Source organism: Pseudomaricurvus alkylphenolicus, from assembly GCF_011683955.1.
GTDB classification, from domain to species: Bacteria; Pseudomonadota; Gammaproteobacteria; order Pseudomonadales; family Cellvibrionaceae; genus Pseudomaricurvus; species Pseudomaricurvus alkylphenolicus.
In genome coordinates this window covers 242,109-263,730 of the sequence record NZ_JAAQPI010000007.1, presented here as the reverse complement: position 1 = coordinate 263,730, position 21,622 = coordinate 242,109, and the positions used below count along the sequence as shown (strand labels likewise).

The 21,622-nt window shown below is 54.7% G+C and carries 14 protein-coding genes; 6 read left to right on the top strand and 8 right to left on the bottom strand.

Annotated elements, in window-relative coordinates; genetic code table 11:
- Positions 1 to 183: 183 nt before the first annotated feature.
- From HBA55_RS18870 to HBA55_RS18840, 7 genes are all read right to left on the bottom strand, one after another.
- Positions 184 to 1,185 carry an NAD(P)H-dependent glycerol-3-phosphate dehydrogenase gene (locus HBA55_RS18870; RefSeq protein ID WP_166994641.1) on the bottom strand — a complete coding sequence of 334 codons (1,002 nt, stop codon included), beginning with the start codon at positions 1,183 to 1,185 and terminating at the stop codon, positions 184 to 186.
- Positions 1,186 to 1,197: 12 nt separating this feature from the next.
- Positions 1,198 to 3,630 (bottom strand): 1-acyl-sn-glycerol-3-phosphate acyltransferase, encoded by a 2,433-nt coding sequence (locus HBA55_RS18865; RefSeq protein ID WP_166994638.1) that lies wholly within the window; start codon positions 3,628 to 3,630, stop codon positions 1,198 to 1,200.
- Positions 3,631 to 3,695: 65 nt separating this feature from the next.
- Positions 3,696 to 4,676 carry an alpha/beta fold hydrolase gene (locus tag HBA55_RS18860; protein WP_166994636.1) on the bottom strand — a complete coding sequence of 327 codons (981 nt, stop codon included), beginning with the start codon at positions 4,674 to 4,676 and terminating at the stop codon, positions 3,696 to 3,698.
- A gap of 63 nt (positions 4,677 to 4,739) precedes the next feature.
- A complete protein-coding gene (locus tag HBA55_RS18855; protein WP_166994634.1) occupies positions 4,740 to 6,536 on the bottom strand; it encodes a WS/DGAT/MGAT family O-acyltransferase in 1,797 nt (598 codons plus the stop codon).
- Positions 6,529 to 7,980: an HAD-IB family hydrolase gene (locus HBA55_RS18850; RefSeq protein WP_166994632.1), complete on the bottom strand. Its 1,452-nt coding sequence runs from the start codon at positions 7,978 to 7,980 to the stop codon at positions 6,529 to 6,531. Before HBA55_RS18850 ends, HBA55_RS18855 begins: the two co-directional genes overlap by 8 nt.
- Positions 7,981 to 8,355: 375 nt before the next feature.
- Entirely contained in the window at positions 8,356 to 9,210 is an 855-nt protein-coding gene (locus tag HBA55_RS18845) for an alpha/beta hydrolase (RefSeq protein WP_166994630.1), read from the bottom strand.
- Positions 9,211 to 9,506: 296 nt separating this feature from the next.
- The gene (locus HBA55_RS18840) at positions 9,507 to 11,855 is read right to left on the bottom strand and encodes a TonB-dependent receptor (protein WP_166994628.1); all 2,349 of its coding nucleotides are present in this window, start codon (positions 11,853 to 11,855) and stop codon (positions 9,507 to 9,509) included.
- Positions 11,856 to 12,174: 319 nt separating this feature from the next.
- Here HBA55_RS18840 and HBA55_RS18835 point away from each other — a divergent pair, with 319 nt between their 5' ends.
- The 6 genes from HBA55_RS18835 to HBA55_RS18810 all read left to right on the top strand — a co-directional run bounded on the left by HBA55_RS18835 (position 12,175) and on the right by HBA55_RS18810 (position 21,025).
- Positions 12,175 to 14,922 (top strand): winged helix-turn-helix domain-containing protein, encoded by a 2,748-nt coding sequence (locus HBA55_RS18835; RefSeq protein ID WP_166994627.1) that lies wholly within the window; start codon positions 12,175 to 12,177, stop codon positions 14,920 to 14,922.
- Positions 14,923 to 15,035: 113 nt separating this feature from the next.
- Positions 15,036 to 16,310, top strand: coding sequence for an acyl-CoA dehydrogenase family protein (locus HBA55_RS18830; protein ID WP_166994625.1), 1,275 nt, complete (start codon positions 15,036 to 15,038; stop codon positions 16,308 to 16,310).
- Between the two features lie 44 nt (positions 16,311 to 16,354).
- Entirely contained in the window at positions 16,355 to 17,461 is a 1,107-nt protein-coding gene (locus tag HBA55_RS18825) for a saccharopine dehydrogenase family protein (RefSeq protein ID WP_166994623.1), read from the top strand.
- Between the two features lie 3 nt (positions 17,462 to 17,464).
- Entirely contained in the window at positions 17,465 to 19,018 is a 1,554-nt protein-coding gene (locus HBA55_RS18820) for a class I adenylate-forming enzyme family protein (RefSeq protein WP_166994622.1), read from the top strand.
- 36 nt (positions 19,019 to 19,054) lie between these two features.
- On the top strand, positions 19,055 to 20,248 hold the full coding sequence (locus HBA55_RS18815; RefSeq protein ID WP_166994621.1) for a thiolase C-terminal domain-containing protein: 1,194 nt from the start codon (positions 19,055 to 19,057) through the stop codon (positions 20,246 to 20,248).
- 15 nt (positions 20,249 to 20,263) lie between these two features.
- Positions 20,264 to 21,025, top strand: a complete 762-nt coding sequence (locus tag HBA55_RS18810; RefSeq protein ID WP_166994620.1) for an SDR family NAD(P)-dependent oxidoreductase — start codon at positions 20,264 to 20,266, stop codon at positions 21,023 to 21,025.
- Between the two features lie 45 nt (positions 21,026 to 21,070).
- On the opposite strand, the gene HBA55_RS18805 is transcribed toward HBA55_RS18810, so the two are convergent.
- Complete coding sequence (locus HBA55_RS18805) at positions 21,071 to 21,526, bottom strand: GNAT family N-acetyltransferase (protein ID WP_166994619.1); 456 nt, start codon at positions 21,524 to 21,526, stop codon at positions 21,071 to 21,073.
- Positions 21,527 to 21,622 lie beyond the last annotated feature (96 nt).

Sequence of the window (21,622 nt, the reverse complement as noted above, 5' to 3'; positions counted from 1 at the left end):
AGGCTGTTTAATGGGCCAGCCGGGTTAAAATCGGTGTCTAAACCCCCGGCGTACGTTGGTAACGTGTCGTCCCTGATGTGTAACCTGAATAGTTATCCTTAATTATGCCCTTTTCTCTCAGTGAGTTGCAAAATCAGAATTTCTAAATTGGGCTATCAGTGAAATTGATGTGGCCGTGACTGATCATCCGGCGTCCCGTTCTGCCCCCGCAGTAGAGCGCAGCAGGCCCCGGTAGGCATCCCGCGCGGTACCCTTACCGGTAACAACCTTGTGCACCTCGTAGGCGATCGGCATCTTGACGTCGTATTGTTTCGCCAGTTCGATCACCGTCGGGGCGCTTTTCACCCCTTCCGCCACCATATGCATGGCTTCGATGATCTCTTCGATGGTCTGCCCTTCCCCCAGGTGAAAACCCACATGGCGATTGCGGCTCTGTTCACTGGTGCAGGTGGCCACCAGGTCACCCAGACCGGCGAGGCCGGCAAAGGTCTGTGGTTCTCCCCCCATTGCCACGCCCAGGCGAGTCACTTCCGCCAAACCACGGGCGATAATGGCGGAGCGAGTATTCACTCCGGCACCTTGTCCGTCTCCCATACCGGCGGCAATGGCGATCACATTTTTGAGCACACCGCCCAGTTCACAGCCGATCACGTCACGGTTGGTGTATACGCGAAACAGGCCAGAGTTAAACACTTTCTGGAGCTCTTTAAGGATAAAGGGGTCTTCCATGGCGATCACACTGGCCGCCGCGTGCCCGGCCATAACCTCGCGGGCCAGATTGGGTCCGGTCAGTACACCGGTGGGGTGGCCGGGTAATATCTCGTTGATCACCTCGGTCATGCGCTTATTGGTGTTGCGCTCCAGGCCTTTGGTCAGACTGACCACCGGAATCCAGGGGCGCACATGCTCCTTAACGCTCTCCAGTACATCGCGAAAGGATTGTGAGGGAATGCCGACGACCAACACATCGGCAGAAGACACCACCTTGGCGATATCACTGTTGGCCGTCAGACGCGGGCACAGCTTGGCTCCCGGCAGGTACTTTTCGTTTGAGTTGTTGTCATTAATCTCGGCAACGGTGTCTTCGTCTCTGGCCCAGATAACGGTTTCCGTGTTTCTGGCTGCCAGTGACGCCACTGTGGTGCCCCAGCTGCCGCCGCCCAATACGCCCACTTTCAATTTCATATCTGCTACCTCTTATACAGCCTTATCCAGCTGATTATTGTTGTAATCATGTGCTTCCGTAGCCACCGCAGTATCGAGATACTCTGGAGACTTGCGGGTGCGCCGGCTCTCGGCGAGCGAGGCGACAAACTCGATTCGGCGGACCAGCGCACTCAACTCCTGCAGGGCCACATTACAGTGTTCCAGCTGCTGCAGTCGGCTGCCATTCAAACACCCTTTGCTTTCCAGCAGTTTCAGACCATTGTCGATGTAGGTCTGAGAGACCGATTCTTCGCAGTTGATACGCTGTTGCAACACGCGTTGCTTACCCAGCGAGAGAGCGGAGTTGGCAATCGTGCCTTTGTCAGGCACTTCGTTGGGTTCAGCCTGTAATTCGGTCACCGCAGCTTCGGCGGCCAAGTGGTAAGACTCAACAAACGGCCTCAAGGCCCCATGGGCCAGCAGGGGATTGATGCGCCACAGCAGAGCGCGTATTTCCTGTCGGCCTGCGGTGAGTAGATTGCGCCAGTCGGTCTCACCCACGCGGCGCGTCAATTCGTCTTCCAGTTGTTCGATAAAGGCCTCCTTCTCCGCAAAGAAGAATTCAAACTTCATCAAATCACGAATGCGCAGCGCCTCTTCGCGCATGGCATCCAGGGCCTGATCACGACTGCTGAATTGTGGCTGTTCCGCCAAGTGCAATAGCGCCAGGTCTGCAATGGCACCGACAACCAGGAAGTGAATCATGCCGTTGCGATAGTAAGCGGCGGTACGGACGGATTCAGGAGCCACGGCGTAAACCGGCTCGGGGCCATCTTTGTAAGTCACGATAACGCCGGTCTGGGTGAGCTGGTCCAGAACCTTGCTCAGCACTTCCGGCTGGCTGAGGTCGGCGTCAGCCGTCAGCGGGTAATTCAGGCGTCGCAACAGTTCCAGCAAACTGGAAATTTCAGTAACCAGTTCATTTTGCGTCAGCGCTCGGGTGCCCTGAATCAGCAGTACATAGGTAATGATGGATGTCGGCGCCACCGCCGTGGCGTTATTGGCATCGACGGACAACTGGAAGGCCAACTTCTGGATCTCCAGTGTCGACATCTCCTTGGTTCCCTGGGTGACGTCAGACATGGCTACCCCCTGGCCGAACTTCACGTGTATCTTGCCGAAGGGGTTTTTCAGACCGCTGATATATTGCATAAACCAGCTGGCGGACTCGGGGCGTTTTTTACCACCCGACTGCAAATTGCCGTAGTCTTTGACTTCAGGTACCTGGTCGTAAACGATCGAAACAGGTACAAACAGCACGTCGGCATTTTCGTTGCGCTTGGCGGCGTCAACCACGTAGCGGATCAGACCATAGCGGGGAGGCATCATCTTGCCGGTACGCGAGCGGGTTCCTTCCAGCGCCCAGAGCAATGGGAAGCGCTTTTCCACCAGATATTCGATGTACTGGGAAAAGACCGACTTATAGACCCGATCCCCTTCAAATGAGCGACGGATAAAAATAGCGCCGCCTCGGCGAAACAGTGTGCCGAAGCCAAAGAAATTCATGTTAATGCCACCAAAGGTGTGCAGCGGCGGCAGATTCATATCGTAGAACAGGGTCGTCATCAAGAACCCGTCCAGATGCGAGCGGTGAGTCATCAGAAATACCACCGGCCGCTCACTCACCAGTTGCCGGACACGTTTGACGTCTTCTTCCTGCATCTCAATTTCCGGGTCAAATCCCCGGGTATAGAGGTAGCGACCCAGACTGGCGAGGGTATCCACCGCCAGGGAGGTGGGGCGGGCGGCAACTTCCGTCAGACATTTGCCCGCGTAGGTCATCAATGAGTCCATGGGCTTCAGTGAGCGTTCGGATTCATCCACCAATTTCTTTACCAGATTGGGCTTGGACAGTACTTCTTCCGCCACCAGAGCCGGGATTTTGTAACGCACACCACGAATCAGGCGTTCGGCCCGCTCAAGCGTGAGCATTGCCTGGCGGCCAACGTAATCAACCAGCAGGTCCGGGGCATTGCCAGCCTCCGGGTGGGCCATCTCAAAGCGCTGCTTTAAATCCTTGAAGGTAGCGCCCTCGGCGGAAAGCGGTTTGCAGCGTTGCGGATCGAGCATGTGAATCATCGACTGACGCCAATTTCCAGGCGTTCTCGGATCACCAAAGATCAAATGACGCCACTTGAGTGACTCTTGCAGCGACGTACGTTGGCTGGCTTTTTTTGAAAACCACAGGGTTCGCAATGGTACCAGGTAGGTATCATCGGGCAGGTCGTACAGAGCCTTGAGGCTGTTGGCCATCTGCGTTCGCGACCCCTTGGTAAATACAATGGCGTCGTATTCACGTTGATCGCTATTGGTGGCATCGATCCAGCGTTTTAGCACCCGGGTTTGCAGTCGGTTGTTGCCTTCGATCAGAAACACCACATTGGAATGTTGTTCATCGGGCCACGCGGTTTCAAGAGAATACATACTGAACTACCTCCGATGTTATTGTTGTTGTGGTGCCTAACGCCCTGTGGTTATCGGTCATTTTGTTATGCGTCATTGGTCAGCCCTGCCAATGTATCAGTCTTGCCTGCACTCAGTGCACGGGTCTCCAAAAAGTGCAGCTGGTGCCTGGCGGTGTCCGCCGGCCGCTCGATCATGGGGGTGTGTCCGGTACTTTCGAGAATCACGCCATGGCTGTCGGGAATCTGTTCCACCATCACATTGACCAGCCCATAATCAAAAATTTTGTCCTGTCGGCCCCAGAGTACCAGAGTCGGAACCCGAATGTCCGGCAGGTACTGATTGAGGTAGTCGTCCATGATCTCTTCCTTGAGAGACGCGAAAATCCGGTCCAGCAGCGGCGCGCGTTCGATCGACTCTTCGGCGATCACGTCCAGGAATCTTGCCGGTACTTTCATGGGACGATGGGAAACAACGGACAACAGTTGCTGGAATTCTTCGCGGGTACGAATGACCAGAGTGGCTTCGCCGCCGAGCATTTGCTCATAAAAGGGTGTCTGCTTTTTCGCGTCTATGCCGGCGTTGTTAAACAGGGTCAGCGTGTCCACCTGTTCAGGGTAAGCAATGGTGTATCGTGCGGCGATCAATCCACCCATCGAATTGCCGGAAATATGACAATGGTCAATACCAATCCGATTCAAAAAGGCGTTGAGGCGATCGGCCTGAGTTTTGGAGCGGTAGTCCTTGTCCATGATCTGGGGGCTTTCACCAAAACCCGGCACATCGGGAATGATAACCCGATACTTGCTGGTCAGCAGCCGGGCGTAGGGCAGCCAACTTTCTTTATTGGCGCCAAAACCATGCACCAAAACCATGACCGCTGAATCACTGGCACCGCCTTCCAGGTAGTACCACTGCTCGCCGTCTACGTTCAGCGTTTTGCGTTGAAACCCTGTGAGGCGCCGCATCAGGTCGATGGTGTGATGAAACAGCGCGCGCGGGTTGTAAAAATAGAGCCCGGCAAAGATGGCGATTGCTATTATGAGGGCATACAGAACCCAGTACATTGAATACCTCTATTAAACGTCAGTGCTTCCATGTCTTGCGTTAAATGTTCTGCCGCGGCCACCCTATGGGGTGGCCTTTTCTTCGGCAGGGGCGGCTGCTTCGTTGGTAACGGCGTTGGTTTCAGGCCTGGAGTTGGCTTCAGCTTGAGCCGGTTCGGGCGTCTGAGCAGCAGCGGTCTCCACAGCGGTTTGCTCGGTATCGGCTTTGGGCTTGAGCGGCGCCTCTTCTTTTGCAGTTTCGGGTTTCTTTTTGCCGGCAGTCGGTTTGCGAGCTGGTGCTTTCTTCTTGGTCGGAGCAGCGCTGTCTTTCACCGCTTTTGCCGTGGTTTTGGTGGCTGTTCTACGGGTGGTTTTTTTCGCCACCGTCTTTTTGGCCGCAGGCGCCTTCTTGGCCGCTGCTTTGGCTTTGGGCTTTTCTTGAGAAGCCGCCTTTTCCGCAAAACTCAGCAATTCGTTGAATGCCTCCTGCAGACAGGTAATAAAGAAACCGATGTCAGGCAGAATCTCTTTGGTGGAAGTTATTGAGAAATACATTTTGCCGTTATAGCTGGGCGTGGCGATAAACAGGCCCATGCCATCAGCGAGAGGTGCCATGCCATAGTTGTGGGTACACTTGGCGCCGTTCAGATACACGGGCATCTGTGGGCCGGGCACATTGGAGATAAAAGTGTTGACCATTTTGCTGACATTGCCGGAGCGGACCAGCATGCGGGTCGCCATAGACAAGGTAAAACCGGGGATGTGCTTGGAGATATCCGTCATCAGTCGGGCCGAGAGTCCGGCCTTTCCGGCTTTCGACTCCGAGGCGAGGCGATGAATGCGCGCCAGGCGTATGACGGGGTCGCTTTCCTGCGTGAAGAGCGAAATGTTCATAGCGGTGATGTTGTTGCCGCTGACCTCATTCGCGTTTTTTTGTTTTCCGGTCTTAGCGCGAACATTGATGGGAGCACAGGCGGCCAGGGACTCTTTGGGCAGTTCCTTATGATGCTTGAGATAGTTGCGCAAACCGCCGCTGCAAATCGCCAGCACCACATCGTTAATGGTTGAGCCTTCGATCAGGGTGCGAATCTTTTTAAAGTCCGCCAGATCGAATGCCGTACCGTCGAAAACCTTGTGCGGCGAGGTGTTGGCGTTAAAGCGTGTTTCCGCCACTTCCGAGCTATGTTCCTCGTCACCACCGGCAATGGCACGTCGCAGCGCGGGCACCACCATCGGGTAGGCACTCAGCAATGAGCTGGCCAGCTTCACCGGCGAGCTGATGTTGCTGCGCGCCGCGTTGCTCATCATCTGCTTCCAGGACAGTGGCTTGATTGGCGCAGGTGGCTTTTCCGGTACAGGGAATACCGGAGTTCCCTTGGCGTCGATATCCGTTAAGGCTGCCATCACGCGGACGCCGGAGGTCCCATCAATGGCGCAGTGATGGAATTTGGACGCAACGGCAAAGCTGCCGGCGGCAAAGCCTTCTATGTGACCTACGCCTTCAATCAGCAGCATTTCCCACAATGGGCGTTGCATATTCAGCGGGCGGCTGTGAAAGCGACCCACGATCTCGCGAAAGTCCGACCAGGTGGCGGACTTGGGCAGTGAAATAGACGAGACATGGGATTTCAGGTCAAAGTATTCGTCCGTCACCCAGTAGGGAAAGTCCAGCTCAAAGGGGACTTTCTGTAAACGCTGGGTAAAGATGGGAGAGACATTCAGCCGTGATTGAACATGTTCCAGGAATGTTTCCAAAGAGTTGGCCTTGGCCTTGCCTCTGGTGGGCTCGAAAACCTGTATGCCGGTGACATAACCCAGATTGTTATCCGTCTCCAAAAACAGAAATTGGGCATCCTGGGCGGAAAGCTGATGGTTAGGCATCGACAGTTTCCTCCTCGGTCTGTCCCAGGGTTTCCAGGAACATATTGCGTACGTCTGTCACATGCTGATCGATGTTTTCCACGGTCCATTTGGATGTATCCACCGGCGGCAGTACGTCCACTTCCACTGTGCCGGAGCGGAATACCCAATCCCCCTTGGGCTGCACGTCGCCGGCGTTGTGAATCACGATGGGTACAATGGGTACCCCTGCCTGGATCGCAAGGTGGAAAGCACCCTTTTTAAACGGCGCCAGTTTGGGGCCGATGGTCCGCGTTCCTTCCGGTGAGAGCACCACGGATCGGCCCTCATTCTGCAGGGTATCCACCAGCGGTTGCATGGCTTCAATGGCGCTGGGTGCATTCTTGCGATCAATCAGCACGGTGCCGCCGTACTCAAAGATCTTGCCGATAATATAGTTATCGTCTTTGATTTCTTTCTTACCCACTGATGCGAAATCCCGTCGCAGAAGTTTCGCAATAATGACGGCGTCGGCCTGGCTCTGGTGATTAAAGATAAAGACCGCCGGGCGCTGGGACCACAGGTGTTCCTCTCCGCGGGCTTCCACATGCATACCAATCAGCGCGGCGGCGGTATCGCCAAACAGCGCCATGGAATAATTCAGGGATTCGCGCTTTGAGCCAGTCAGATAACGAATCGGAAGGCCGGCGGCGAAGCTGGGCACGAGGCTCCAGGTGGCTGCGGCCGTGCGCAGATAATCAGTCACTTTGGGCCGTCCACGACTGCCGAATCGGCGAATCGGCCAACCGCGGCGCTCTGCTATGGTCACCAGTTTGCTGTTGGGGTTAAGCACCTGTGGGTGACCCACACCTTCAAGTAAAGGCAGGTCTTCATGGCTGTCGGTATAAAAGAAGCTTTGATCCAGGTCGATGCCTTCCTCTTTGGCCAGCTTTTGGGCGGCAGTCAGCTTGCCTTCACCGTAGCAGGTCGGACGAATGACGTTACCGGTGAAAACGCCATCCTCAACTTCCAGCTCGGTATAAAGAATGTGGTCAAAGCCGAGATCCTGAGCGGCGGCCTCCACCTGATAACGAGTGGCGGAGGAAATCAGTGCAACCGTGTGCCCCTTGCGCAGGTGTGCTTCGATCAACGCGCGGGATTCCGGGTAAATCATACGGGAGATGTGTTTTTCGTACAGTTCTTCACCAAAATCGATGTACTGTTGCTCCGGTACGCCTTTCATGATCTGGGCGCTGGCCACCATCAAACCGGAGAAACCCAGGCGTCCCATCGAGAAGTTGGTAAATGTGGCCATCAGTTCCGCAAACTCACGCGGACCCAGGTCGCCACGGCGCAATTGTTCCTGCAAAAACACCTTGACGGAGAAGCCGGCGATAACGGTTCCATCAAAATCGAAAAAGGCGCCAATGTGTGGGCCATCCGGTTGGCGTTCTATTCCTTTAATAACATCAGCATGTACGTTCATGGTTTGAACCCTCAGAGATAGTAAAGCAAAAATTTTTGAATTCTGTGGTGAGGTGTTTCTGCATATCTAAACAGCATAGTCAGAGCATTTGGCTATCAGTCAGCTAAGTAACGCCACCAATCAATTTAATAACGCCATCAGTGAGCAATTATTGGGCCAGCCTCCAGGGTGCGAGATCTTACTTGAATACTAGCAGTCTTTGGCGGCCAGAGTATGGGTCAATAGTGGCAAAAGCCCGGCATTCTACTGGGCGAAGATGATGAAAAGACTACAGCAATTTCATCCTGGAAGTTTTCCCCCAGGTGCCACGCCTCGTCGTTGTTCTTATGGTTTTGAGGTTTCCAATTGTTTCGACGCTTCCAGTTATTTTGAGACTTATTGGGGGAGGCGTTGCCTCAACCAAGTTGCCATATCATTGAGAACCTGCTCCTGCTCCGGCTCGTTAAAAATCTCGTGATACAGGCCGGGATAGATGCGCAAATCTTTGTCTGTTGAGCTGATACTCTGGTGAAATTGCCTGGAGCCATCCACAGAGGTGAGAGTATCGCTTTCGCCGTGAAGCACCAGCACGGGCAAACGTATTTTGGCAGCCTGATTCATCAGGCTGGTCATGGTGCTGAGCAGTTCGTGTACCAGGCGCGACGACATTTTGCCCTTATATACCAAGGGATCATCGAGATAGGCCTGGACCACCGCCGGGTCGCGACTGACGCCATTGGCATCCAGCTGCATCATTCCCAGCGTTGGAAAAATACGGGAGATCAATCGATTAATCGCTAACAGCCATGCCGGAGGTTCGTCCACGGCTTTCATCGCCGGGCCGGAGAGAACACAGCCGACAAATTCATCCTGTTGTTGCAGCAGGAAGTCGGCGCTGATCAATCCGCCCATACTGTGTCCGACCAAAAAGCGAGGCAGCTCTGGATATTCCGCCTTGATTTTTTGCAGCAGCGAATTCACACCGGCGGAATAATTTGAAAAGCGGTCGATATGACCGGGGCGGCCTTCGGACTTGCCATGGCCTTTGTGATCGAGCGCGTAAACGCCAAAGCCACGTTCGACAAAATATTTAGCGACGTGTTGATAGCGGGCGCAATGTTCTCCCATTCCGTGGACAATCAGCATTAGCGCATTCGGACAATTGTCGGGCAACCATTGCCGATAATGACAATTGAAGCTGTCGGTCTCATCCAAACCCTGAGTGACCAATTTACCTTCGGACTGCTTCATCCATCTGTCCTCTACCAACGTCAGGCAGAAGCTAACATCCGATTTTCAAAATGCCAAAGATTTTTTTTCGTTTATTTTCGCTTGATCATTTATGCATATTTTTGTGATCGAAAAAGTCGATTATGGCCGTAATTCACTTGCTTAAATTTTCCGTCAAAAATTCCAGCGAACTAGTCAGCTTTTTTCTTACCGCTCCGTAACCTGCGAGCTTGAACGATGGTGCAAATTATCGAGCCGGCACCAAAGTGGTGCGAGTGGGTATACCTTGGTGCCGGTCAGAGTTTTGGTGGTTGAGATTAAAATGAGGCCTTGAGCTGAATTGAAATTTCTCTCGGGGCTTCCACATATCCCACAATACCGCCGGCCACCAATGGCATGTCCAGGCCGTAGGATATCGTGCTCTCATCGTTCAGGTTTTTGCCCACCAAGGCGACCTCCCAGCGATCATCAATATCGGCGATGGCCAGACGGGCATTGAGCTTGTAAAAGCTGTCCTGGCGGGTGTGCTGGTCCAGATCCGAGTCATAATAGAATTCGCTGGAGTAGTTGATATCCAGACCAGCCCGCAACTCCAGCTTGTCGCCCAGGGGCGTGAAGTAGTCAGCGTAGAGGCTGCCGGACCACTCGGGGGCATAGGTGGTGGGTTGGTCCGACAAATCACACACGGAGGTACCGGCTGCAATCGTGGTCGCCGGGCAGGGTGCGGTGTCAAAGTTCTCGTAATAGGCATCCAGATAGGCGATGGCGCCGCCCAGCGTCAGGCCCTCGGTGAGACGGATCATACCGTCCAGTTCGACACCCTGGGTGACGGACTCCGCCGCATTACCCACTTCAAACCCAAAACCATTCCAGGTGGTGACTTGCAGGTCTTCGTAGTTGGTACGGAACAGGGCGGCATTGAGCTGGGCCCGGCCGTCCAGCAGCGTCGATTTCAGACCCACTTCCAGTCCCAGCGCACTCTCTTCTTCAAACTCCTGATTTTCCAGCGTGGCGTCCGGATTGGCGTTAAAGCCGCCTCCCTTGAAACCTTTTTCAGCCGAGGCATAGACCATTACGTCCTCGTTTACATCCCACTGCAGCTTGAGCGAGGGGGTGAATTGTTTCTCGGTGCGTTTACCTTCGAATTGCGGCAGGGTCACATTGACCTTCAGGGCCGTGGCCATGACCACTTCCTGCATGCCGGCGGGAGTATTCAAATCCTGAAACCGGGTAATGGCAGAGCGGCGAGTGGCTTCTTTGGTTTCATGGGTATAGCGAACACCGCCAATCAAACGCACATTTTCGGTGATCGACCAGGTACCCTGAAAGAATGCCGACAGTGTCTCCACATCCTGCTCGAACGCGGTATCCCGCGAGAAGGGTGTGGGTGCCAGCCCGACATCGCTCAGGCTGGGATTACCGGGGCCAACCGCTTGAGTGGGGTCCACAGCGCCGGTGCTACCGTAAACCGCCTGCAGAACCGGATTGATGGTGGCGATATCCACATCAGACCAAAAGTCGGCCTGGAAGTCGCTGCCCTGCCAATAGATGCCGGTGATATAGTCAAAAGTCTCACCGCCAGGAGAAGTCAGGCGAATTTCCTGGCTCCACTGGGTGTAGTCGTGATCATCATTGGTGGCCAGGAAGGGCACAGGACCAAAATCCACTTCCTGACGATCAGAAGACTCATAGGCGGAATAACCGCTGACCAATGTCAGAGTGTGCTCGCCCAGAGCGTATTCAATGGTAACCACCGCGTTGTCCACCTGTGTCCAACGGGAATCGTCTGCCAGCTCGTCGTCGCTGGATTTACGGTGATCCGCGCGGGTCTCAAAGTTGGGGTCGAGAGTGGGGATAACACTGGCCATAAAGCCCGCCAGTGGATCCAGCGGGTCAAAATGAGTGACCTGAACACTGGTGCCCAGGCTTTCAAATTCATCTCTTTCCAGTTTGCCGGTAAACTTCAGCTCGTCACTGGGCTCCCAGGTAAAAGTGAGGCGAGCAATCTGTTCTTCCGTCTCAGGCCCATCGCGGTCCACCCGTGTGTTTTCGATATAGCCATCGGAGCGGCTGTCCTTAATTGCCAGGCGCAGGGCAAATTCATCATTAAGGCTGCCAGTAACGTAACCACTGATGACTTGAGTGTTGTATTCGGGTTCGTATTCGAGGCTTACCTGGCCATTGAGCACTTCCCCCACTTCGGGCTTGGCGGTGGTCAGGTTGAGTGTGCCGGCAATGGTGTTCTTGCCGAACAGAATGCCCTGGGGGCCGCGAAGCACTTCCGCCCGTTCCAGATCGAGAAAGGGTGAGCGAAACTGACGGCCGCGCCCCATGTAAATGCCGTCGATAAACATCCCCACGGACTGCTCAAAGGCCCGGTTAATGCCGGAGCCCATACCGCGCATATAGATATTGGTGCTAACAGTGCCCTCGGCGATATTCAGATTGGGTACATAGGCCGACAGCTCAGACAGATCAGAAATGCCAGACTTTTCGATCTTTTCGCCGCTCATGGCAGTAACTGACAGAGGTACATCCTGGATGCTTTCGGCGCGTTTTTGAGCGGTGACAATCACCTCTTCCAGCATTAGTCCGTCGTCCAACGCATGGCTGATGGGTGAAAAGGCGGCTGTGGCAATCGCAACACAGAGTAGTGAACGTTGCATGGGTCTCTCCTGTAAGGCTTGTTATTGGCTGGCTGTATCGTTAGCTCATCGTTTGATTAGGCTATCGATTCCCGCTGGCCATCACCTCACCCGTTATTACGATATTTTAGTCGCGCCCGGCATCGATTTCCCAGCGTACACACCGGCTCCTGCTTTGATTTGTAACTGATTGAAATATAAAGAAAACTTGTTGCCGAGGGGGATTTCGCGCAGAGTTCAGAGATTTGGGTCATACTTTTGGGTGAGGCTGGGCAAGGGTACCTTGTCTATAGTCCGGATTAGTGATTGATCTGTTGAACAGGGACCTGACACACACTTCATGCCGTTCATCTCGCCTGTACCGTTGATTACCACCCGTTTGATACCGCCAACGCTGTCCGCTGGCACCCTGGAGCGTGTCCGTCTGCAGCAAAGGCTGGTGGAGGGAGCGCAGCTGGGGGGAGCATTGTTGGCGGTATCGGCTCCCGCGGGCTATGGCAAGTCCACTCTATTGGCCCAATGCCATCGGCAGTTGCAAGAGGCGGGTCAAGCGGTCAGCTGGCTGACGCTGGACGAGGACGACAACGAAGAGGCACAGTTTTACTACTATGCCGCTGCAGCTTTCCACACACTGCATCCGGATATTGCTCAAAGCCTGGCGGAAGATTGCCTGAGTCTGGAGGGAGATAGACAGGGAAAACACTTTATTTCAGCCGTGTTGCAGGCCATGGCGCGATCAGAGCGCCCCATGGTGCTGTTTCTGGATGACTATCATGTGATTGAGCAGGAATCCATCCACAATACACTGGCTTTCTTACTCAAGCACATGCCGCCCCATTTCACTCTGGTGATCGGTTCGCGAAATCCGCTGCCGTTTGCCCTAGCGAAACTACGAGCCAACAACCGGTTGGTCAGCCTGGATCGGGACGACTTGCGATTTGATCGGGAGGAAGCCGGGGCTCTTATCCGGGACACCAATGCTCTGCAACTGTCGGACAGTGACATTGACCTGTTGCACGGCAGTACTGAGGGCTGGGCGGCGGTTATGCAGCTGGCGACACTCTCTGTCAAAAGCGTCAGTGATCCCCAGGAGTTCCTGACCGCGTCCCTCGGGCACCAGGATTCAGTGACCGACTTTTTTGCCGAGGAGGTTATCAGTCAAATGCCGGAGCCACAGGCGCGGCTGCTGATACGGTCATCCATTGTAGAGCGTTTATGCGCACCGCTTTGCCAGGCAATCACCGGCGAGGCTGATACGGGAGAACAACTGCAGGCTTTGTGCGAGGCGCGCTATCTGTTGCAGCGCCTGGGGGGAGAAAATGGCTGGTATCGTCTGCATCCGCTGTTCCGAGGCTACTGCCTGAGACTGTTGCAGCGGCGCTATCGCCAAGACCTGGCGGACCTGCATCGGCGTGCCAGCCACTGGTTCGAAACCGAAGGGCTGGGCGGCGATGCCATTCAACATGCGCTCAGTGCCGGTGAAGCCAGTCGTGCGCTGGAGCTGCTGGAGGATTACGGTATACACCTGACGGCCTGTGGTCATTTCTCATTGATGTTCAGCCTGTTCAAACGTTTACCGCCGGAACTGACGGAACAGAGTCGTGAAATCTGGATTCAAATGGCCTGGCTCAACTCCCTCAACAATCAACTGGCAGAAGCCCGACAGTTACTGGCGCGTTTGCATCGCTCAGAGGAAGAGCTTCCCCAAGAGCGTCTTGTTGAGGTTTATACCATTGAGGTGATGCTGCACTTTATTACCGATGACTACACGGCGGCGCGAAAACTGATTGATGTTTGGTTGCCACGTGCGCCCGAATCACGCGTATACATAAAGGCCACGCTCAAAACCATTAAAGCCTATCAACATTTCAACGCGCTTGAATATCCCGAGGCGGAAGCGGAAATTGGTTGGATGCGCGATTACGATGCGGACGCCGACCTGGCCTATTCGCAAGCCTATGCGGCCTGTTTATCGGCGCTATTGAGCTTTACCCGCGCACATCTTCTTAAGGCTGACACTCATCTCAGCGGCGAAATCAAGCGCCTGACAGCGCTGGTTGGCACACATTCGCGAGTGGTTATGCTGATGGAACCTCTGTTGGCCGTGATGCGCTACTATCAGGGGGATCTCAGCGTCGCCGAACCCCTGTTTGAACACGGCTTGGATGCCCAGCGCCATAATGCCAGCCCTGACCTGATGGTGGTGGTATTGCGCACCAGCGTACGCATGCTGCTGTATCTGCGGCGAACTGACGAAGCTCTCACCTATTTACAGGAAGCCCAGCAGGTCGGTGAGCAGAGAGGCTGGCAACGACTACTGGCTTGTGTCATGCATGAGCGGGTGCGTTCATATCTCGCGCTTGGAGAAATACAACAGGCGCAAACGTTTTACCGGCAGTGGAAGCAAACGCAGGCACCCAAACCCCGCGCCCACCAGATCCTGACTCGTCAGGGGGACGAGTGGGAAGCCATGACTGAAGCGCGTCTGGCGATTGCAGAGCGAGATATCAACCGCGCCGCCGTCTTACTGAAAGCCTTGCTGACGCAGTTTCTGGAACATGGGCGCAATATTAGGGCGATGGAGGTTCTGATACTGCTGGCCAAGGGCTACGCATTGCAGGGTCAACAACCATCGGCTCATGAAGCATTGACCCAGGCATTGGCGCTGGATACCGAAAACAGTGTCATCCAGTTATTTCGGGAAGAGGGCGACGTTGTGTTGCAGGAGCTGCAGGCCTTGCTTACAGAGCTGCAGCAGACCACGGGTGAAGAACAACATTTGCTTTGGCAACGACAAATTCAACGTATTCTCGAGCAAGACAAGGCTTTTAAACCACAATCCTCTCAAGGGTTATCGGCCCCGGACAAAATTCCAGTCGATGGCCTGATGGTCGAATCCCTGACCAAGCGTGAGTTGGCAACCCTGGAGTTGCTGGTGACCGGTTGTTCCAACAAAGAAATATCCGATCGGTTGCACGTTTCTATCAACACGGTCAAAACCCATCTCCAGTCCGCCTACGCCAAGCTCGGCGTCAGCCGCCGCACTCAGGCGGTCAGACGTCTGCAGGAACTGTCCATTTTCGACTGACCCAATCGTTTCTCACCCGTTCGGGTGAGTCTCAAATTGGTTCTTTCTAGTGAATTCATCCCCTGGGGGCAGCGGTAATCTCTTCTCATGCACTGATGAAGGGGAGAGCCTTTATGTTTACCGTTGAACAGATTCCCATGCCCAATCTTGGGCTCACCGGCCTGGCCGTTAACCTCAGCGAAGAGGAGCTGGCGATCCAGGACGTGGCCCACCGTTTTGCCCGTGATGTGATGCGACCCATCGGTGAGCAACTGGACAAAATGACACCCGAGCAAGTGGCGGCTCCGGAATCTCCGCTGTGGAGTTTTCTGCAACAGCTGCGTGACTCCGGATTAATTGATCTGGAGGCGATCGCCGCCATGGACAACGCGCAAAAAGCTCGCCTGGTTCCCATTATTTTTGAAGAGTTGGGTTGGGGCGATTCCGGTCTGACCATCTGCGCGCTGGCGGGCGCTTTTCCTGCTTTTGCCGCCTACAACACCGGTAACCCCGAGTTGATTGAACGCTTTGGTCACCTGAGAGGCTGCTGGATTGGTACCCAGCCAGACCGTGGCAGCGACATGGTTGACTACGACAAGAGCGAGGCCGTCGTCGGCAGTCGGCACAATAAACCCAACCTGCACGCTCGGGTGGAAGGCAACGAACTCATTGTCAACGGCCAGAGCTCGGCCTGGGTCAGCGGCGCTCCCATCGCAGAATGTGGCCTCCTCAATTGCCCCTGTGATTACGATGGCAATGGTATCTATCGTGAAGACGGCGGCCTAAACAGTTTAGTGGCACTGGTGCCTTTCGACTTGCCCGGTGTTTCCAAAGGCAAGGCGCTTGACAAGATTGGCCAGCGTGCATTGCCCCAGGGCGAAATCTACTTCGATGAAGTGCGCATTCCGCTGGATTATGTGATTGCGGACAAAGAGCTGGCCTACCCCAGTTTCTACGGCGCTTTGACCTTCGCCAATATGGAAATGGCCGCCACCTTTACCGGTGTTGCCCGGGCGGCGTTTGAACATGCACTGGATTACGTGCACGAGCGCAAACAGGGCGGCGGGTTATTGATCGAGCATCAAAGCGTGCGCCTGCGTCTGTTCGATCTGTGGCGCAAAGTGGAAAGCAGCCGGGCAATGAGTCAGCGGGTGTTTGATTACAACTACGGCCCCAAGGGTCCGCATCTGTTGGCTTCCCTGACCAGCAAGACGTTTGTTACCCAAAGCTGCTTCGAAGTCTGTAACGACGCCATGCAGTTGTTTGGTGGCAACGGCCTGACCCGCGAATACCCCCTGGAAAAGCTGCTGCGCGATGCGCGTGCTGCCCTGGTCGAAGACGGCGAGAACACGGTGCTGTCGCTTAAAGGTGGCAGCTGGCTGAGCCACTGGTACAAAGCCAATCACTGAACTCCGAGAGCCTGCAAAGAGACAACCGAAAGAGGAAGAAAATAATGAGCAAGCAACCTGCAATTATCTATGGCGCCAGCGGATACACTGGCCGACTGGTCGCTGAATACCTGCGCGAATACGACATCCCCTTTATTGCCGCCGGCCGTAACCAGGCTCGGGTTGAGGAAGCCATGGCTCAAGTACCCGGCATTGAAACCGCCCAATACGAAGTGAAGGAAGTGGCTCACGATGTCGACGCGCTGGCCGAACTGTTCAGTGGTGCCAAGGTCGTGTGCAATACCGTGGGGCCGTTTTCACAATTTGGCGAAACCGCAATCGAAGCTGCATTGAAAGCCGGAGTGCACTATATCGACACCACCGGTGAACAGGCTTATATGCTGGCCGCCAAAGAGAAGTTCGGTGAAGCCTATGAGGCGGCGGGTCTGGCACTGGTACCCAGTACCGCTTATATGTACGTTACCTCGGAAATCGCCGCCCAGATCGTGCTGGAAGAGGGCGGCATCGATAGCCTGGATGTGGGACTGCTGGCGGCCGGTGTACCCACCTACGGCTCGACCCAAACCATCTTTGATATGCTGCAGAGTGAGCATTTCTATTTACAAGATGACCAGCTGGTACCCTGGCAAAAGGCTCGTGGATTCGAGATGCAGGTGCCCGGCCGAATGATGACCCAATTGGCGCATCCCTGGGGTGGCGGCAGCCTGCCGGCGTGGTTTCAGGACGATTACCGCGTGAAAAATCTGCGCCAGCTGACGGCATTCGACAATCGCCCCATGTTTGAAAAGATTCTCGAATTGCAGACGCATTATGAACAAAACCTCAAGCAGCTGCCCAAGGAAGAGCAACTGGAGGCATTGAGTGCTATTGCGGATCAAATGCAGCCTGGCATGCCGCCACGGGAAAACATGCTTAAGCATCGCTGTGTCGATTTTGCACTGGGGCGCGGAACAGCGGGTACCCGTCGCTGTGTGATTCGCAGCGGCCCCGGCTATCTACAAACCGGTGTGTTCCAGGCGGCCATGGCCCACAAACTGATTCACGCCGGACCGGATAAAGTCGGCTTTGCCTCACCCTGTCAGGCGGCTGGCCACCATTACCTGTTGGGTGCGCTGAAGTCCTTCTTGCCGGTGGACGTTGAGGTTCAGTAAGCCATGCGTATTATCGATTTCTTTGACCAGGGGGTAGCACTATACCCCGAGAACCTGGCGTTTGTTGAGCCTGGCTCGGAGATTACCTACGCTCAGGCGAACACTGAGTCTCACCACATAGCGTCCGCGATTCGCGGGCGTGGGTTTGGCAAAAACAGTAAGGTGGGCGTGTTAGCGCCCAACTCCAATCTGGCATTTCTGGCGCTGCTTGGACTGTTTCGCGCGGAATGCACCTGGTTGCCGATCAATCCGCGCAACGCTCTCGATAATAATATCGAGTTGCTGGACCGTTTTGGTGGTGAGTTGCTGTTCTATCACAGCAGCTTCGAGTCTGAGGCCGTCTCCATCGCGCAACAGGTGCCGGGTATTCGGGAGATTGTTTGCCTGGATAGCGACAGCGGAACGGGTTCTGATCTCAGACAGTGGACGGCTGACTACCAACATCGCTTTGAGATGACAGCGGAAAACCCGGACGACATTGTCGCCCTGTTTCCAACCGGCGGCACCACGGGCAAACCCAAAGGGGTCATGATTGCCCACAAAAATCTCGAAACCATGTTTGCCAACTATTGGGCGCATTTTAACTACCACGACAACAGTCGTCATTTGGTGGTGGCACCGATGACTCACTCGGCGGGAATACTGGGGATGGCCCATTTCGCTCGTGGTGGCACCAACTACATGATGGCGGCCCCGGATCCCGAGGGTATTCTCCAGGCGATCGAGTGCTACGGCATTACCCACTTTTTTATTCCACCAACGGTGCTCTATATGATGCTGGCGCTGCCAAACGTGGGGGAATTCGACTATTCCTCATTGCATCATATCTTTATCGGTGCGGCCCCCACGTCTTTGCAAAAACTGAAAGAAGCGCTGCAGGTGTTTGGTCCGGTCATGACCGAAGCCTTTGGGCAGACGGAGGCACCGGCATCCATTACCGCCAAGGCGCCCTGGGATTATCTCAATCCCGACGGTTCCATCAATGAGTCGCGGCTGCACAGCATTGGCCGCCCTTGTGTGTTCAATCGAGTCGCCATATTGAATGACGAAGGCATTGAAGTTCCTCGCGGTGAGGCCGGCGAAATCTGCGTGCAGGGAAACCTGGTGACACCCGGCTATTATCAAAACCCCGAGGCCACAGCCGAAGCCAGGGAATTTGGATGGCACCACACCGGAGACATCGGAGTGATGAGTGAGGATGGCTACATCACCATTGTGGATCGCAAGAAAGACATGATTATTTCCGGCGGTTTTAATGTCTTCCCCAACGAAATCGAACAGGTGCTCACCCATCATCCGGCTGTGCAGGACTGTGCCGTGATCGGAGTGCCGGATGAAAAGTGGGGTGAGGCCGTTAAGGGCGTGATTCAACTCAAACCCGGTGCGCTAATTTCCGGGCAGGAACTGATTGCTCTTGCCAAGGATAAACTCGGCAGCGTTAAAGCCCCCAAAAGCATCGATTTTATTGATGATCTGCCACGCAGTCCGGTGGGCAAAGTGCTTAAAACCGAACTGCGTAAGCGTTACTGGCAGGGCCAGGCACGCGCAGTGAATTAGTGACAGTTTTTGCCTGGACACACCAAGGATCTATTTATGACAAACAAAGTCGTGATCGCCGGGGTCGGTATGATCCCGTTTAAAAAGCCCGGTCAGAGCGATAGCTACGACCAGATGGGTAGCAAGGCCACCCGGGCGGCGTTGGCGGATGCCGGGCTGGACTATCAAAAAATCCAACAGGCTTATGCGAGCTACGTCTATGGCGACAGTTGCGCCGGTCAGGCCGCGCTCTACAACCTGGGCATTACCGGCGTGCCGATTGTCAATGTCAATAACAATTGCGCCAGCGGATCTACGGCTTTTGCTCTGGCATCTCAGGCGGTGGCAAGCGGAGCGGTGGATTGCGCGCTGGCTATGGGGTTTGAACAAATGATGCCCGGTGCGCTGGACATGGTATTTCCCGACCGCATCAGTCCCTTGCATCGTCACAATCAAGCAACGGCTGAGCTGTTGGGCCTGTCGGAAGAAGAACAAAAACTGCCGCCGGCGGTGATGTTGTTCGGCTGCCAGGTGGAATTGGCCAAAGAAACCTACGGCCTCAGTGACAGCGCACTCGCTCAGATTTCCATCAAGGCCCGTCGCCACGCGCAACACAATTCCAATGCGATATTTCGTTCGCCTCTGACCGAAGATGACATTCTAGCGGACGAACCCATCTATCGAGGCCTGCGCAAACTCTATGCTTGTCCGCCAAGCTGTGGCGCGGCGGCGGTTATCGTCTGCAATGAAAGCTTTGCCAGGCGTCATGGTGTTCGTAGCGATATTCGATTGATTGGCTCCGGTTGGTGCAGCGATAAGCAGGAATATTTTGAGAGTGACCCACTCGACATTATGTTCCGCGCGCTCAGCAGGGAGGCGGCCAATCAAGCCTACGAAGAGGCCGGCATAGGTCCGGAAGCTATCGATGTGATCGAGCTGCACGACTGCTTTACCAGCAATGAAGCCATTACCTATGAAGCCCTGGGGCTTTGCAGAGACGATGAAGTCGAAAAATTTATTCTGGAAAAGCAAAACACCTACGGCGGGCGTTACGTGATTGGACCGTCCGGTGGATTACTCGCCAAAGGTCATCCACTGGGCGCCACCGGGCTCGCTCAAATCACAGAGCTGGTGGAGCAACTGCGCGGTCAATCTGGTGTTCGCCAGGTGCAGGGTGCGCGCACCGCTCTGCAACACAATGGCGGCCTGGGCAGCGCCGGCTTCGTAAATATCATTCAGAGACAAAGGTAATAAGAGGTAACAGCGATGACTTCATTTGATCAAAAAGCAGTTATAGTCACAGGCGCCGCCGGTGGCATCGGTCGAGCGGCCGCAATCACCTTTGCCGGGCAAGGCGCCAAGGTTCTGGTGGCGGATATTGATAAAACCCGTGTGCGGGAAACGGCTGCAATCATTGGTGACAAGGCTATCGCCACCCAGGTGGATGTGGCCGACTGGCAATCCTGCCGCGATATGGTGGAACTCGCGGTGGAAAAATTTGGTCGCCTGGACGTTATCTTTAACAATGCCGGTATCGCCGGAGATCGTGCCTACACTGCCGAACAATCCCTGCAAAACTGGCAGCGCGTGGTCGACATTAACCTCAACGGTGTTTTCTATGGTACCCGCGCAGCACTGCCTCATCTGCAAAACGCCGGTGGAGGAGTCATTATCAATACCGCTTCAGTAGATGGTCTGATCGGTATGGGCGGTATCTCACCTTATGTTGCCACCAAACACGCGGTCATCGGCTTTACCAAAACGGTGGCGCTGGAGTACGGCAAGGACAATATCCGCTGTGTATCGGTAGCACCGGGCTATATCAAAACCGATATGACTGCCGGTGGTTTTGCCCGGGAGGAGCTGGACGGACTGGCCAATATGGTGCCGCTCGGTAAGCGAGGTGCAGAACCTCAGGAGGTTGCCAATCTGGTGGTGTGGCTGGCATCCGATCAGGCCTCTTATGTGACGGGTTCATTCCATCAGGTAGATGGTGGGATTATAGCCGGTGTTTCAATGGAGCAGTAATAAAGGGCAGGCTCTCTGAGCCTGCTGCTGCAATGCCCGCCAGAATTAATCAGCAACGGTTGGAGTGATGTAAAACCCGAACTCCGATTTCTCACCATATTTGTCATAGAGCCCACGAGCCACGCGGTTGCCGTCCTGGGTTAACAGTGTCAGCACTGGCCAGCCGCGCTCAGCGCTCTCGCCCATCAACCAGCGGTACAGTGTTTCTCCAACGCTCTTGCCCCGTGCAGCCGGGCTCACAAACAGGTCACTTAGATAACAACTGTTACAACCGTAGATGCTGATGGGCCACTCATGAAAATGGGCCAACCCCAGCAGGTTACCGTTTTCATCTTCGGCGACTACCCCTTCGAGCATGTGCTCAGGGTCCTGCAGCCAGCCCCACATGGTTTCTTTTTTCTGGGTATCGCAGTCTTGCTCGTAGAATGCGCAATAGCCCTCAAACAAAGGGGCCCACTGAGCATAATCGTTTGCGGTCAGGGAACGGATGGCAATGGTCATGGGTGATTCCTCGTCAAGTGTCGACTGTGTGTATTTATCAGTTGGATTGTGATCCGGTAGAAATCAGTCTAAATTAAATGGACCTATAGAAAAGAT

Coding starts and splice junctions, on each gene's coding strand:
- HBA55_RS18865 (WP_166994638.1), bottom strand. CDS start 3,630: ATGTATTCTCTTGAAACCGCGTGGCCCGATGAACAACATTCCAATGTG.
- HBA55_RS18860 (WP_166994636.1), bottom strand. CDS start 4,676: ATGTACTGGGTTCTGTATGCCCTCATAATAGCAATCGCCATCTTTGCC.
- HBA55_RS18820 (WP_166994622.1), top strand. CDS start 17,465: ATGCGTATTATCGATTTCTTTGACCAGGGGGTAGCACTATACCCCGAG.
- HBA55_RS18835 (WP_166994627.1), top strand. CDS start 12,175: ATGCCGTTCATCTCGCCTGTACCGTTGATTACCACCCGTTTGATACCG.
- HBA55_RS18805 (WP_166994619.1), bottom strand. CDS start 21,526: ATGACCATTGCCATCCGTTCCCTGACCGCAAACGATTATGCTCAGTGG.
- HBA55_RS18815 (WP_166994621.1), top strand. CDS start 19,055: ATGACAAACAAAGTCGTGATCGCCGGGGTCGGTATGATCCCGTTTAAA.
- HBA55_RS18810 (WP_166994620.1), top strand. CDS start 20,264: ATGACTTCATTTGATCAAAAAGCAGTTATAGTCACAGGCGCCGCCGGT.
- HBA55_RS18870 (WP_166994641.1), bottom strand. CDS start 1,185: ATGAAATTGAAAGTGGGCGTATTGGGCGGCGGCAGCTGGGGCACCACA.
- HBA55_RS18850 (WP_166994632.1), bottom strand. CDS start 7,980: ATGAACGTACATGCTGATGTTATTAAAGGAATAGAACGCCAACCGGAT.
- HBA55_RS18825 (WP_166994623.1), top strand. CDS start 16,355: ATGAGCAAGCAACCTGCAATTATCTATGGCGCCAGCGGATACACTGGC.
- HBA55_RS18845 (WP_166994630.1), bottom strand. CDS start 9,210: ATGAAGCAGTCCGAAGGTAAATTGGTCACTCAGGGTTTGGATGAGACC.
- HBA55_RS18840 (WP_166994628.1), bottom strand. CDS start 11,855: ATGCAACGTTCACTACTCTGTGTTGCGATTGCCACAGCCGCCTTTTCA.
- HBA55_RS18830 (WP_166994625.1), top strand. CDS start 15,036: ATGTTTACCGTTGAACAGATTCCCATGCCCAATCTTGGGCTCACCGGC.
- HBA55_RS18855 (WP_166994634.1), bottom strand. CDS start 6,536: ATGCCTAACCATCAGCTTTCCGCCCAGGATGCCCAATTTCTGTTTTTG.